This window comes from Pseudomonas sp. ASL8 (assembly GCF_056680355.1).
This window is the reverse complement of sequence record NZ_CM155278.1, coordinates 2,454,811-2,468,959: the sequence shown is the minus strand read 5'-3', so window position 1 is coordinate 2,468,959 and position 14,149 is coordinate 2,454,811. Positions and strand designations below refer to the sequence as shown.

General features: G+C 59.6%; 11 protein-coding genes. 5 read left to right on the top strand and 6 right to left on the bottom strand.

The features are described from left to right. Positions 1-27 precede the first annotated feature (27 nt). The 6 genes from AC1MEA_RS11260 to mreB form a co-directional block, all read right to left on the bottom strand. Positions 28-3,843 (bottom strand): YhdP family protein, encoded by a 3,816-nt coding sequence (locus tag AC1MEA_RS11260; protein ID WP_480917833.1) that lies wholly within the window; start codon positions 3,841-3,843, stop codon positions 28-30. Between the two features lie 149 nt (positions 3,844-3,992). Further along, positions 3,993-5,450, bottom strand: coding sequence for a ribonuclease G (gene rng, locus AC1MEA_RS11255; protein ID WP_322181910.1), 1,458 nt, complete (start codon positions 5,448-5,450; stop codon positions 3,993-3,995). Beyond that, complete coding sequence (locus AC1MEA_RS11250; RefSeq protein WP_449635055.1) at positions 5,447-6,058, bottom strand: Maf family protein; 612 nt, start codon at positions 6,056-6,058, stop codon at positions 5,447-5,449. Before AC1MEA_RS11250 ends, rng begins: the two co-directional genes overlap by 4 nt. A 100-nt stretch (positions 6,059-6,158) precedes the next feature. Then, positions 6,159-6,650, bottom strand: coding sequence for a rod shape-determining protein MreD (mreD, locus tag AC1MEA_RS11245; RefSeq protein ID WP_219062313.1), 492 nt, complete (start codon positions 6,648-6,650; stop codon positions 6,159-6,161). Next, positions 6,650-7,774 (bottom strand): rod shape-determining protein MreC, encoded by a 1,125-nt coding sequence (mreC, locus tag AC1MEA_RS11240; RefSeq protein ID WP_449635071.1) that lies wholly within the window; start codon positions 7,772-7,774, stop codon positions 6,650-6,652. The genes mreD and mreC overlap by 1 nt, the downstream gene beginning before the upstream one ends. 187 nt (positions 7,775-7,961) lie before the next feature. After that, positions 7,962-8,999: a rod shape-determining protein MreB gene (gene mreB / locus AC1MEA_RS11235; protein ID WP_020292894.1), complete on the bottom strand. Its 1,038-nt coding sequence runs from the start codon at positions 8,997-8,999 to the stop codon at positions 7,962-7,964. A gap of 209 nt (positions 9,000-9,208) precedes the next feature. Here mreB and gatC point away from each other — a divergent pair, with 209 nt between their 5' ends. The 5 genes from gatC (at position 9,209) to AC1MEA_RS11210 (ending at position 14,139) form a co-directional block, all read left to right on the top strand. After that, positions 9,209-9,496 (top strand): Asp-tRNA(Asn)/Glu-tRNA(Gln) amidotransferase subunit GatC, encoded by a 288-nt coding sequence (gene gatC / locus AC1MEA_RS11230; RefSeq protein WP_480917832.1) that lies wholly within the window; start codon positions 9,209-9,211, stop codon positions 9,494-9,496. Positions 9,497-9,511: 15 nt separating this feature from the next. After that, the gene (gene gatA / locus AC1MEA_RS11225) at positions 9,512-10,963 is read left to right on the top strand and encodes an Asp-tRNA(Asn)/Glu-tRNA(Gln) amidotransferase subunit GatA (protein ID WP_480917831.1); all 1,452 of its coding nucleotides are present in this window, start codon (positions 9,512-9,514) and stop codon (positions 10,961-10,963) included. A gap of 148 nt (positions 10,964-11,111) precedes the next feature. Next, positions 11,112-12,557: an Asp-tRNA(Asn)/Glu-tRNA(Gln) amidotransferase subunit GatB gene (gene gatB, locus AC1MEA_RS11220; protein ID WP_219062316.1), complete on the top strand. Its 1,446-nt coding sequence runs from the start codon at positions 11,112-11,114 to the stop codon at positions 12,555-12,557. Positions 12,558-12,660: 103 nt separating this feature from the next. After that, complete coding sequence (locus AC1MEA_RS11215) at positions 12,661-13,032, top strand: septal ring lytic transglycosylase RlpA family protein (RefSeq protein ID WP_219062317.1); 372 nt, start codon at positions 12,661-12,663, stop codon at positions 13,030-13,032. Between the two features lie 45 nt (positions 13,033-13,077). Then, the gene (locus AC1MEA_RS11210) at positions 13,078-14,139 is read left to right on the top strand and encodes a calcium/sodium antiporter (protein ID WP_480918128.1); all 1,062 of its coding nucleotides are present in this window, start codon (positions 13,078-13,080) and stop codon (positions 14,137-14,139) included. Positions 14,140-14,149 lie beyond the last annotated feature (10 nt).

Sequence of the window (14,149 nt, the reverse complement as noted above, 5' to 3'; positions counted from 1 at the left end):
CATGCCACCACTGTACTCCATGGCGCGCTATTGAGGTTTTTCAAAGGGTTTGTCGAAGGTGATCTTGGGTTCTTTCCAGGGGCCTTCAACGCGGTATTGCACGCTGGCGAATCGCGCCACGCGGTCGCCCAGCAATTTGTCGACCAGGAACAAGGCACCACCAATGGCCGGCGCGCCAATGAGTAACGCCGCGATCGGCAAGTTATTGGTCACCGGCAATGTCACCAGAAGCTTGGCATCGACCCGGTCGTTGACCATGTCCAGCGTGCCCTCGAGCTCAAGATTGCTCGACGGCCCGGTCAGGGTGATCGGGTTTCGGGTCACATACACCCCGTCGCTGGAGACCAACAGCCCTTTGACCCGGTCGTAACTCAGGCCCTTGCCGAGCAAGTCCGAGAAATCCAGGCGCAAACGACGGCCGATGGAGTTGAAGTTGAGCAGACCAAACACCCTCAGGGCTTGTGCGCCCCCTTCCACTTCAACGAACTGACCGGAGCGAAGCGTCGCATCCAGGCTGCCCGAGTAACGCTTGACCCCTATCCAGGCCGGCGAACCGGGCCAACGGCCGTCGGCGTTCAGCTCGAACGTATCGCTGGTCACGGTCGGTGCAAACCCCCAGGCCTTCAATACATCCGCAAGGTTCTTGCCGCCGACACGGCCCTTGTACCAGCTACTGGTCGATCCCGGCGCGCCTTCCCAGCCACCGTCGCCCTGTAACAACATCCCCTTGAGACCCAGATTCAAATCGGAGAGCCGGACGCCCGCAGCGGTTGGCCTGGCTTTAAGCGCCCACGCTCCGACCAACTGATCGCCCTGGAACAGCTGAGAGACCTTGATATCCATCGCCGGAATTTGCCGTGGATCGACATCGACCAGTGGGTCCTTGCCATTCTCTACCACCGCCGCACTGGGATCAGGCGCAGGCAAACGCACATAGAGAAGGTCGATACCAATGGGGGCTGTTTTTGCGTCGGGCAGGTTGGCCGTGCCCTTGAGCAAGGCGCTGTCGACCGCCAAAGACCAGGAGGCGTCTTTTCGATTGAGTTGCACATCGACCTGATCGAGCGTGGCGCCCAGCGCACTCAATTTTCCGATCTGCAGGTTCGCGCTGCGCAGTAACTGCTTGGCGCTGCCGCCAGGATCATTGCCGGCATAGCGCTCGACCATGGTTTTCCATGGCGCGATGTCCAGCTCGGAGAGTGCCCCGCGTACTCTTAAACCTTTAGCGTCAGGAAGGACCGCACTGTTCTGACCGAGAAACAGCTCGCCCCGGCCTTCTGCGATATTGCCGCCTGGCGCCACGAATGCCAGATTAGCCAAGGCATCGTAAGTGGCCCAGTAACGCCGGTCAGAGCCACGCAAGGTCATGCGAAACTCACTCTCGCGCACGTCATCAGCCGCCTTGCCAAAGGGCGCAGGCAGATCGACGGCCAACCCTTTGAGGTTAGAGTTGACCCGCAGCTGACTGTCGGCACCGTCAAGGGTGACCTGCACCTGATACGGCAAATCACCGGACACTGGCAACGGCTGAGTCTCGCCTAGCCAATCGGTGAGTTTCTTCAGCGCGACCTGGCCATTGGCGACGACCCGGGTGGTGATCGCCCCCGGTTTTCCTTCCGCATAGATCTGCGCGGTGATCGGCCGCTCGAACGCTTGGGCGCGTATGCCGCTGCCGCTCAAGCCCTTGGCGTTGTCGAAACGGAATGCCCCCTTGAGCTGAGTCAACTCCAGCGGCGGCTCGCTCAGTTTCAAGCGTGCAGCGTCGGTGTTGAAGTCCACTGCAATTTTCTGCCCTTCGCCTTTGGCCAAGGGAATGTCCAGCTTCAGCTTGCCCTGCAACGAACCGTCGCCTTGCCAGCCCGCGAACATATCGGCCGTGCCGATGGGAGCCTCCTGAAGAATCTTCAGGCCATCACCCAAACCACCGACGAAATCACCGTCGACCAGCAAGTGACTGACTTGCCCGGTAGCCACATGCGGAATATTGACCAGAACATTGCTGACCTGGGTATCCAGAAGCTTGCCCTTGCTCGCTTTGATGCGGACGCCGCTGTCCTCGACGAATACATCCCCGTCCACGCCATTGAGCTGCGGCCAGCCAGGCTGGAAGGCCAGCGAGGCGTCGTGCACCTTGAAAAACAGACTGATGCTGCGCGCAGCGTCCGTTGCGTCGCTTCTGAGCGAGCCTTGATACTGGAAGAACCCTTGATCCACCGCGCCCCCCAGGATCGCGGTGCGCAGCCATCCGTCCAGCGCCGGGCTGAGCACGGCAGGCAGGTACTTGGCGGTGTAACGACCGTCGCCCTCGACCATACCGACCCGCAGGTCCATGTAATCTTCCTGGGTGTGATCGAAATGCAGGCGGATCAGAAAGTCGCTGGCGATTTTTCCTTCGTCGCCCAACACCTGGATGTAGGGGGCAATCAGGGTGAAGCCCTGCTCATCCAGCTTCCAGGTAAGACGGGCGTTAGCCTTTCGGTATTGCCAGGGATGCGTGAAGATCGGGTACAAATGCAGCATGAAGTCATCTGTGGCCAGGCGCAGTTCGCCCTGCCCCAGATCACCGCTGATGCTGCCGCTGACATTGCCGGCCGCCGGTGCGCCGTGGTAAGCATTGAAGCCGACCTTGTCCAGATTGGCCGCAAAGCTGAGACGTTTGTCACCCACGGCTTGTGGCCGGTAATCGAGCAATACGTTGCGCAATCCACCCGTGACTTTCAGGTTGTCGAGCACCGTCATGAGCGCGTCAGGCAATGGCGCCAGGGAATCGAGTATCGGGGTGATCGGCGTCAGGTCCAGGCGATCGGCCTGCACATGCCAAAGCTCTTCAACGTCCGGGGTCGCATCCTGCTGCTTGAGCTGAATGCGGCTTTCCCAGCGTTTGTCGCCAAGGTTCATGGCCAATGACTCGAACGACAGGCTGAAACCATTATTACTGCGCTGGAACCAGGCGTTGAGCGCCAGATTATCGATTTTCGTCGCCTTGCGGGCGGCATAGACCCCTTTCAACAGCGGGGCATTGACTCGCGCCACAGCACTTTGCAGCATGCCTTTGCCCCAGGTCAGCCAGAATTCACCGCCAGCCTTGAGTGTGGCGACCGTCCATTGCCGGGTCAGGCTGGCTGGCAACCAGCGCGCCCAGTCACTCTGCGGCAGGCTCAGGTAGACATCGGCCTCGCCATCACGCCAGTTTTCCGCCTGCACCCGTGAGCGCAGGTTGAGCGCCATCGGCTGGCCATCAGGCAAGGTCAAACGCGCGTCCAGCCGTTGACTGCTGCTCCCTGTGCGCAAACTGAAGCTGACGTACGTAAGGGTCGATGGCGCCTGTTCGTAAGGCTGAAAGGTGATCTGACTGTCGAGCAACGACAGTTCGGCAACCGCCTGCATCTGGGTCAATACGTGTTCCGGGTCGAAGGGCTTATCGTCCTGGACCGGCAAGCCCTGAAGCGCCCAATGACCATCCTTGTCTTCTTTGAGGCTCAGTTGCAGGCCATTGAATTCCAGGTGAGCGATGCGCACCTCGCGGGCCAACAGACTGGCCCAGATGTCAGGTACAGCCCGCACATTGTCCAGCCGCAGGGCACGGGCGCCCTCGCCCACCATCACATCGTGGGCCACCAGTGTTGGGGTAAAACCGTGCCAGCGGCCTTCGAGGCTGCCAATACTCAACGGCATATTCAGCGCGGCGCGGGCCTCGGTTTCAACTTCGCCACGGTACTCGGCCACCAAGGGCACCAGTTGTCGGCCGAGGCTGACGTACAGCGCCGTCAACACTAAACCCAAGGCGCACACGCCCAGACTCCAGCGAGTCAAGGCGGCGAGAAAACGCGTCAGACGCTCCATGTCAGCTGGCCCTCAGGGCTGAAGGCTGCGCGTGCAGGCGGCGCGGCCGTGCAGTCATCGATGGGGCCAGGAATTGCTCATTTGCCACGCAGAGTTCTCATTAGAAGGCGTCCTGCCATTAGTACTGAAGCTGACGGATGGTTGGCTGGTTAGAGCAACACCACGTCGTATTGCTCTTGGGAATACATGGTCTCGACCTGAAAACGAATGGTGCGGCCGATAAAACCTTCCAGCTCGGCAACGTTGCCCGATTCTTCATCGAGCAAACGGTCCACGACTTTCTGATTGGCTAATACACGATAGCCTTCCGCTTGATAAGCGCGGGCTTCGCGCAATATTTCTCGGAAAATTTCGTAACAGACCGTCTCGGGCGTCTTCAACTTGCCGCGCCCCTGGCAACTGCTGCAAGGCTCGCACAGCACTTGTTCAAGGCTTTCGCGGGTGCGCTTGCGGGTCATCTGCACCAGGCCCAACTCGGTAATACCGATGATGTTGGTTTTGGCGTGATCACGCTCCAGTTGTTTCTCCAGCGTACGCAGAACCTGGCGTTGGTGCTCGCCGTCCTCCATGTCGATGAAGTCGATGATGATGATCCCGCCCAGATTGCGCAGGCGCAATTGACGGGCAATCGCGGTGGCCGCTTCCAGATTGGTCTTGAAGATGGTCTCTTCGAGGTTTCGATGACCGACGAACGCCCCGGTGTTCACGTCGATGGTGCTCATCGCTTCGGCTGGATCGATGACCAGATACCCGCCGGATTTGAGTGGCACTTTGCGGTCCAGGGCTTTCTGGATTTCATCTTCGACACCGTACAGGTCGAAAATTGGCCGTTCCCCCGGGTAATGCTCCAGGCGATCAGCGATTTCCGGCATCAGTTCGGCGACAAATTGGGTGGTCCGCTGGAAGGTCTCGCGTGAATCGATACGGATCTTCTCGATGCGCGGGCTGACCAAATCCCGCAGGGTGCGCAGGGCCAGGCCCAGGTCTTCATAAATAACGCTGGGGGCGCCAACGGTCTTGATCTGCTCGCCGATCTGATCCCAAAGACGGCGCAGATAGCGGATATCCATCAGGATTTCATCCGCGCCAGCGCCTTCAGCTGCTGTGCGCAGGATGAAGCCACCGGCCTCCTTGATGCCTTCCAGCGCAACGCAATCGGTGACCACCTTTTTAAGGCGCTCGCGCTCGGCTTCGTCTTCGATTTTCAGGGAGATCCCGACGTGGGAGGTTTTGGGCATGTACACCAGATAGCGCGACGGGATCGACAATTGCGTGGTCAGACGCGCGCCTTTGCTGCCAATCGGGTCTTTGGTGACCTGCACCACCAGGCTCTGGCCTTCATGCACCAAGGCGCTGATGCTTTCGACGGCCGGACCTTCGCGCATGGAAATTTCCGACGCATGAATGAACGCCGCACGGTCCAGGCCGATGTTGATGAAGGCCGCTTGCATGCCAGGCAGCACCCGTACGACTTTGCCTTTGTAAATATTGCCGACGATGCCGCGACGCTGGGTCCGCTCGACGTGGACCTCCTGCAGCACACCGTTCTCAACCACGGCCACGCGCGACTCCATCGGCGTGATGTTGATAAGAATCTCTTCACTCATGGCTTATTACCTTCCAGGCGTTGCCAACAGGGTATGCCGAAATGGCCGAGCAGTTCTGCGGTTTCGCACAACGGCAATCCGACCACCGCCGAATAGCTACCGCGCAGATCAGCGACAAAAATAGCCGCCAACCCCTGAATCGCGTAACCGCCCGCTTTGTCGTGTGGCTCACCGCTGGCCCAGTAGGCCTTGGCTTCCTCAACCTGAATCGAGCGAAAGCGCACCAGGCTGCGGACCACACGGGTTTCGCAACGCTGATTATTGATCACGGCGATGGCGGTCAAGACTTCGTGTTCACGGTTGGATAAGGCGCTCAACATCGCCAGGGCATCGGCTTCGTCGACCGGCTTGCCGAGGATTTTCCCCTCGAGCACCACGGCGGTGTCGGCACCGATCACGCAAGGGCTGGAACCCTCTTTGCTGACTGCCAGCAATGCCAGACCGGCCTCGGCTTTGCCCCGCGCAAGCCGTTCGACATAGGTCGTCGGGGCCTCGTCGGGCAAAGGGGTTTCATCGATCTGTGCACTGAGCGAAGTGAAAGGCACGCCGATCTGCGTCAGCAGTTCACGGCGACGGGGTGAGCCAGAAGCCAGATAGAGCGGGGGCATAAGGACATCTCCCTGTCAGTGATCGTGGGCGTTGCCACTCTGCAATACGCGCTATGCAAAAAATGCCGCGGGACGAAACGTCAGGCGAATGTGAATTCGCCTAATTGATACTCAAGCGGTTACGCAAACCTCGCAGGCCATAACTCACCCATGGCCACAACAACGCACTGACCAGCGCTGGCAACACCAGTGCAAGCGTCGGCTGACGATTGCCGGTCAACGCGCTGAGCCAGAGCTGAGCCAACTGCGCCAGACCGAAAATCACCAGAATCACCAGACTTTGTTGCCACATCGGGAACATGCGCAAGCGCTGCTGCAACGACAACACAAGGAAGGTAATCAGGGTCAGGATCAGCGCGTTCTGCCCCAGCAAGGTGCCGTACAGCACGTCCTCGGCCAGACCGAGCAGCCAGGCGGTGGTCATGCCGATTTTGTGCGGCAACGCCAATGCCCAGAAAGCCAACAGCAGTGCCAGCCATAGCGGGCGAAAGATTTCCATGAACTGCGGCAGTGGTGAAACACTCAGCAGCAAACCGACCGCGAAAGTGAACCAGACCACCCAGCCGTTTTTTGCACGGGCGAGATTAACCATTATTGCCTCTCCCGAGGGGTAGCAGGCGCGGCGGCCGGTGGCTTGGACGTAGCGGGCTTGGCGACCGGTTTCGACACTGCGGTTGCCGGTGAACGAGTGGCAGTCGCTGCGGGTGCAGGTGTCGCAGGCGCACGGGACGGCACAGCGGACGCAGGATTTGCGTGCGTCGTCGCCGGGGTCGTCGGCGCAGCAGCAGGTGCATGGGCCGCAGCCGGATTGGCTGGGGTTGCGGCAGGGTCGGCTGCCTGCCGATCGATCGCTTCCTGAGCTTGCGCGGCGTCAGCGGCGCGCTGCTCGGGCGAGCGGCTATCACTGAACACCAGCAACAGGTAACGGCTGCGATTCAGCGCAGCGGTCGGCACCGCACGCACGATGGCGAACGGCTGACCGGAGTCATGAATCACTTCTTTGACCGTCGCCACCGGATAACCTGCCGGGAAGCGCTGACCGAGGCCGGAACTCACCAGCAAATCGCCTTCCTTGATATCAGCGGTGTCGGCGACGTGACGTAATTCCAGGCGCTCCGGGTTGCCGGTGCCACTGGCAATGGCACGCAGGCCGTTGCGATTGACCTGTACAGGAATGCTGTGGGTAGTGTCCGTCAGCAGCAGAACCCGCGAGGTGTAGGGCATCAGCTCGACCACCTGCCCCATCAAGCCACGGGCATCGAGTACCGGCTGACCAAGGACTACACCATCGTGCTCGCCTTTGTTGATGATAATGCGATGCGTGAAGGGGTTGGGGTCCATGCCGATCAACTCGGCCACTTCGACCTTTTCATTGACCAGTGCGGAAGAGTTGAGCAACTCGCGCAGACGTACGTTCTGCTCGGTCAAGGCCGCCAGTTTTTGCAGGCGCCCTTGCAGGAGCAAGGCTTCAGTCTTGAGTTTTTCGTTTTCGGCGATCAGCTCGGTACGACTGCCGAACTGGCTGGCGACACCCTGGTACAGGCGCTGTGGTAGATCAGCGATCCAGTACGACTGCATCAACACCAGTGACATCTGACTGCGAACGGGCTTGAGCACCGTGAAGCGGGCATCCACCACCATCAGCGCAACCGACAACACCACCAGCACCAACAGGCGCACGCCCAGAGAGGGACCTTTTGCGAAAAGCGGTTTAATAGGCCGCTCCTCCCAGGCATTTTTTTGCTGGATTGAGCTTCATCGGGTTGTGCTTATTCGGCATGGAACCGGCCTGGACGCAGATTGAGAAGTTGGACACCAAATGTTGGCGTCAGCCCAGCGCATACAGGTAGCACTGCTGAGTGCTACCTGTAAACGGGGCCACATGGAGAGTCGTCCGGCGAACTTATTCGCTGGAGAGCAGATCCATGGTGTGCTTATCCATCATTTCCAGGGCGCGACCACCGCCACGAGCAACGCAGGTCAGCGGGTCTTCGGCAACGATCACCGGCAAACCGGTTTCCTGAGCCAGCAGTTTGTCCAGGTCACGCAGCAACGCACCACCACCAGTCAGCACCAGACCGCGCTCGGCGATGTCCGAAGCCAGTTCCGGCGGCGATTGTTCCAGGGCGCTTTTCACCGCCTGAACGATAGTCGCCAAGGATTCCTGCAGTGCTTCAAGCACTTCGTTGGAATTCAGGGTGAAGGCACGTGGAACGCCTTCGGCCAGGTTACGGCCGCGTACGTCGACTTCACGTACTTCGCCGCCCGGGTAGGCCGTACCGATTTCCTGCTTGATACGCTCTGCAGTCGATTCCCCGATCAGGCTGCCGTAGTTACGACGCACATAGGTGATGATCGCTTCGTCGAAACGGTCGCCGCCCACGCGTACGGATTCGGCATACACCACACCGTTGAGGGAGATCAGCGCGATTTCAGTGGTACCACCACCGATATCGACCACCATCGAACCGCGAGCTTCTTCAACCGGCAGGCCTGCACCGATTGCCGCAGCCATTGGCTCTTCGATCAGAAATACTTCGCGTGCACCGGCACCCAGGGCTGATTCACGGATCGCCCGGCGTTCCACCTGAGTGGATTTGCACGGTACGCAGATCAGCACACGAGGGCTGGGCTGCAGAAAGCTGTTTTCGTGAACTTTGTTGATGAAGTACTGCAGCATTTTTTCACACACGCTGAAATCGGCAATAACGCCGTCTTTCATTGGGCGAATAGCTGCAATGTTGCCTGGAGTCCGGCCCAGCATACGCTTGGCCTCCATCCCGACAGCAACGACGCTCTTCTGGTTGCCGTGGGTGCGAATGGCCACAACCGACGGTTCATTCAGAACGATACCGCGCTCACGCACGTAAATAAGGGTGTTGGCAGTGCCCAGGTCGATAGACAGATCGCTGGAAAACATGCCACGCAGTTTCTTGAACATGGGAAAGGGACCCTAGGCAACGCGTGGGTAAAAAAGTGCGGCAAACTCTAACAACGACAGGGATTTTGGGCAAGGAGCCAATATGTTAAATTGGCTGTTTTTCCGAGCACGACCCTAGACGTTCGCGGCCTTATGACCGTAGAAATGCGATAGTGTTCCGACAATCTACCACACGGATGACATCCGTTTGCCTTCCACTGGAGAATCCCATGGCGCTTGAACGCTCCGACGTGGAAAAAATCGCTCATTTGGCTCGACTGGGCCTCAATGACGCCGATATCCCGCGTACTACCGAAGCACTTAATAGTATCCTCGAACTGGTCAGCCAGATGCAGGCCGTCGATACCCGCGGTATAGAGCCCCTTGCGCACCCGCTGGAGGCCTCTCAACGTCTGCGCGCGGACGTCGTGACAGAGCGAAATAATCGCGAGACTTACCAAGCCATCGCACCAGCGGTCGAAAAAGGCCTGTATCTGGTTCCGAAAGTCATCGAGTAAGGGAAAGAGCCTGCAATGCATCAATTGACTCTGGCCGAGATCGCCCGCGGACTCGCCGACAAAAAGTTTTCTTCCGAAGAATTGACCCGGGTTCTGCTGGCGCGTATCGCCCAGCTCGACCCCCAGCTCAATAGCTTCATCACGCAGACCGAAGCGCTGGCGATCAGCCAGGCGCAAGCCGCCGATGCCCGTCGCGCAGCCGGTGAGAACGGCCCTCTGCTGGGCGTGCCACTGGCGCATAAAGACCTGTTCTGCACCGAGGGCGTACGCACCAGCTGCGGCTCGAAGATGCTCGACAACTTCACATCGCCGTACGACGCGACCGTTGTTGCCAAGCTCGCAGCTGCTGGCACGGTCACGCTGGGCAAGACCAACATGGACGAATTCGCCATGGGTTCTGCCAATGAATCGAGCTACTACGGCCCGGTGAAAAACCCGTGGAATCTCGAATACGTTCCCGGCGGTTCGTCCGGTGGTTCGGCAGCAGCCGTTGCCGCTCGTCTGATACCTGCTGCAACAGGCACAGACACCGGCGGATCGATTCGCCAACCGGCAGCGCTGACCAACCTCACCGGCCTGAAACCGACGTACGGTCGCGTTTCGCGCTGGGGCATGATCGCTTATGCCTCCAGCCTCGATCAGGCAGGCCCGCTGGCTCGTAACGCGGAAGACTGCGCCCTGCTCCTGCAAGGCATGGCCGGTTTCGATCCAAAGGACTCGACCAGCATCGACGAGCCTGTGCCGGATTACTCCGCCAGCCTCAATGCCTCGCTGCAAGGCCTGCGCATCGGCATCCCGAAAGAATACTTCGGCGCGGGTCTCGACCCGCGCATCGCCGAGCTGGTGCTTGAAAGCGTCAAAGAGCTGGAAAAGCTCGGTGCCGTGGTCAAGGAAGTCAGCCTGCCGAACCTGCAACACGGGATCCCGGCCTATTACGTGATCGCCCCGGCGGAAGCATCCTCCAACCTCTCGCGCTTCGACGGCGTGCGGTTTGGCTATCGCTGCGAAGACCCGAAAGACCTGACGGATCTGTACAAGCGCTCACGCGCCGAAGGCTTCGGCCCGGAAGTTCAGCGGCGAATCCTGGTCGGTGCTTACGCACTGTCGGCCGGTTACTACGACGCTTATTACCTGCAAGCGCAGAAAATCCGACGCCTGATCAAGAACGACTTCATGAACGCGTTCGCTGAAGTCGACGTGATCCTCGGCCCGACCACGCCTAACCCGGCCTGGAAAATCGGCGCCAAGAACAACGACCCGATTTCTGCCTATCTGGAAGATTTCTACACCATTACCGCCAACCTCGCGGGCTTGCCGGGCTTGTCCATGCCTGCCGGTTTCGTCGAGGGCCTGCCGGTCGGCGTGCAACTGCTCGCCCCGTATTTCCAGGAAGGCCGCCTGCTCAACGTCGCGCATCAGTACCAGCAAGTCACTGACTGGCACACCCGCGCCCCCCAGGGATTTTGAAAGCTGCTGCGCTCGGTAATACTGCGTTGAAAACTGGCTCGCAATGCTCATTGACTACAGTCAACTCCGCTTGCTCGCCAGTTTCCGCCTTGTCTTACCGTCGCTCGCTACACTTTCAAATCTCCCTGGCATTTTTTGAGGAATGAACATGCAATGGGAAGTTGTGATCGGGCTGGAGATTCATACCCAGCTCGCCACCCAATCGAAGATTTTCTCCGGCAGCAGCACCACGTTCGGCTCTGAGCCCAACACCCAGGCCAGCCTGATCGACCTGGGCATGCCAGGCGTGTTGCCGGTGCTGAACGAAGAAGCGGTGCGCATGGCGGTCAAGTTCGGTCTGGCGATTGATGCCGAGATCGGTCAGCACAACGTGTTCTCGCGCAAGAACTACTTCTACCCGGACTTGCCCAAGGGCTACCAGATCAGCCAGATGGAATTGCCGATCGTCGGCAAGGGCCACCTGGACATCACGCTGGAAGACGGCACGGTTAAACGCGTCGGCATTACCCGTGCACACCTGGAAGAAGATGCGGGCAAAAGCCTGCATGAAGACTTCAGCGGCATGACCGGGATCGACCTCAATCGCGCGGGCACGCCCTTGCTAGAAATCGTGTCCGAGCCGGACATGCGCACCGCCAAGGAAGCCGTGGCTTACGTCAAGGCGATTCACGCGCTGGTTCGTTACCTGGGCATCTGCGATGGCAACATGGCCGAAGGTTCGCTGCGCTGCGACTGTAACGTCTCGATCCGGCCAATGGGCCAGGTCGAATACGGCACGCGTTGCGAGATCAAGAACGTCAACTCGTTCCGCTTCATCGAGAAGGCGATCAACACCGAAGTGCAACGCCAGATCGAGCTGATCGAAGACGGCGGCCGGGTCATCCAGCAAACCCGCCTGTACGACCCGAGCAAAGACGAAACCCGCTCCATGCGCAGCAAGGAAGAAGCCAACGACTACCGTTACTTCCCCGATCCAGACCTGCTGCCCGTGGTGATCGAGGACGCGTTTCTGGTTGAGGTGCGCGCCACCCTGCCTGAACTGCCGCCGCAAAAGCGCGAACGCTTCCAGGCGCAATTCGGTCTGTCGGCCTATGACGCGAGCGTGCTGGCGTCGAGCCGCGAGCAAGCCGATTACTTCGAAAAAGTAGTCAGCATCGGCGGCGACGCCAAGCTGGCGGCCAACTGGGTCATGGTCGAGCTAGGCAGCCTGTTGAACAAACTGGGCCTGGAAATCGAGCAGGCACCGGTCAGTGCCGAGCAATTGGGCGGCATGTTGCTGCGCATTACCGACAACACCATCTCCGGCAAAATCGCCAAAATGGTGTTCGAGGCCATGGCCAACGGCGAAGGCAGCGCTGACGAGGTCATTGCCCAACGCGGCCTGAAACAAGTCACTGACAGCGGCGCCATTGAGTCGATGCTGGACGAGATGCTGGCCGCCAACGCCGAACAGGTCGAACAGTACCGCGCCGCGGATGAAGCCAAACGCGGCAAAATGTTCGGTTTCTTCGTCGGTCAGGCAATGAAGGTATCCAAGGGCAAAGCCAACCCACAACAAGTGAACGAATTGCTCAAAAGCAAGCTCGAAGGCTGATACATCGGCCCAGACAGGAACTGACGTGTCTGCTAAGCGTCAGTTCCTGTATCAGGGGATTAGTGCCGACCCCAAATCTGCTCAACATGAAGGACCCAAATCCATGTGGCGGCTCTTCAGCGCTTGTGCACTGCTTACTCTCCTGGCCGGTTGCGCCAGCCATGACATTGACCCACGCGGTTACAACGAAGTCGGCGGCGCCAGCTATTACGGCGCCAAACATCAGGGAAAACGTACCGCCAGTGGTGAACGCTTCGATCAAAACGCCCTGACCGCTGCCCATCGCGAACTGCCTTTCGGCACGCGGGTATTGGTCACCGATCTGGACAACGACAAGACCGTCGTAGTGCGCATCAACGACCGTGGCCCGCATACCCGTGGCCGCTTGATTGATTTGTCACGCAAAGCCGCTGCACAACTGGGTATGCTGCACAGCGGTGTAACGCGGGTGCGCGTGCAAACCTTGAGCGACTGAAGGGTGATCTGAATTCTCGAGCTATCGACGCTTCCGCTGCCAAGCCTGCTTCAGCTGTTTGGTGGCTTGCTCCTGCTGGTGATCGGTGCCGAGCTGTCGGTACGCGCCGCCGTGCGCCTGGCCGCCAGCCTTAAGGTCCGCCCGCTCATCATTGGCCTGACCGTGGTCGCACTGGGCAGCAGCGCCCCGCAGATGGCGGTCAGCCTGCAAGCGGCCTTTTCCGACAGCCCCGACATCGCCGTGGGCAGCGTGATCGGCAGCAATATCTTCAACATCCTGGTCACCCTTGGGTTCTCGGCGCTGATCATTCCGCTGCGAGTGGCCCGGCAACTGGTGCGCGTGGATATTCCGCTGATGATCGGCGCCAGCCTGCTGGTCTTCGGCCTCTCATACAATGGCCAACTCAGCGCGCTGGACGGCTCGATCCTGCTGGTTGCCCTTTTTATCTATCTGTTGATCCTGCTGCGCCGATCCGCGCAAGGCGGTCGCCACAGTCATCTGCAGAACAATGCCCCGACAGAGGCACTTCCCACGAAAGCTCCGTGGCTCAGCAGTCTGGCGGTAATGGCCTGCGGTCTGGTCTTGCTGGTGATCGGCGGACGTTTACTGGTGGAAGCCGCCGTGGTGATCGCCCAGAATCTGGGCCTCTCCGAACGGATCATCGGACTCACCGTGATCGCCGTCAGCACCTCGCTACCGGCACTGACCACCTCGTTGATCGCCGCGTGGCGTGGCGAGCGGGACATTGCCGCCGGCAACGTGATCGGCAGTAATCTGTTCAACCTGCTGGGGGTCCTCGGCCTGACCGCCTTGATCGCACCGACCCCATTATCGGTATCGCCCAACGCGCTGGATTTCGATATACCGGTCATGCTGGCCGTCGCGGCGCTCTGCCTGCCGGTGTTCTATTCAGGTCTGCGGGTAACCCGTGCCGAAGGCTTGCTGCTTCTGGCCCTGTATGGCGCCTATGGGCTGCATATCATTTCGTTCACCACCGGCATGCCGCTGGCTGACACCCTTGAAAAACTGATGATTCATTTCGTGCTACCCCTGCTTGCCGCCTTGCTTGCGTTCAGCACGGTTCGAGCCTGGCGGCGCCAACATTGAGGAGATTGCC

What these genes read in the sequence shown, in the direction of transcription:
- AC1MEA_RS11250 (WP_449635055.1), bottom strand. Translation starts at nt 6,058, where the DNA reads ATGCCCCCGCTCTATCTGGCTTCTGGCTCACCCCGTCGCCGTGAACTG.
- gatB (WP_219062316.1), top strand. Translation starts at nt 11,112, where the DNA reads ATGCAATGGGAAGTTGTGATCGGGCTGGAGATTCATACCCAGCTCGCC.
- gatA (WP_480917831.1), top strand. Translation starts at nt 9,512, where the DNA reads ATGCATCAATTGACTCTGGCCGAGATCGCCCGCGGACTCGCCGACAAA.
- rng (WP_322181910.1), bottom strand. Translation starts at nt 5,450, where the DNA reads ATGAGTGAAGAGATTCTTATCAACATCACGCCGATGGAGTCGCGCGTG.
- mreD (WP_219062313.1), bottom strand. Translation starts at nt 6,650, where the DNA reads ATGGTTAATCTCGCCCGTGCAAAAAACGGCTGGGTGGTCTGGTTCACT.
- mreB (WP_020292894.1), bottom strand. Translation starts at nt 8,999, where the DNA reads ATGTTCAAGAAACTGCGTGGCATGTTTTCCAGCGATCTGTCTATCGAC.
- AC1MEA_RS11260 (WP_480917833.1), bottom strand. Translation starts at nt 3,843, where the DNA reads ATGGAGCGTCTGACGCGTTTTCTCGCCGCCTTGACTCGCTGGAGTCTG.
- gatC (WP_480917832.1), top strand. Translation starts at nt 9,209, where the DNA reads ATGGCGCTTGAACGCTCCGACGTGGAAAAAATCGCTCATTTGGCTCGA.
- AC1MEA_RS11215 (WP_219062317.1), top strand. Translation starts at nt 12,661, where the DNA reads ATGTGGCGGCTCTTCAGCGCTTGTGCACTGCTTACTCTCCTGGCCGGT.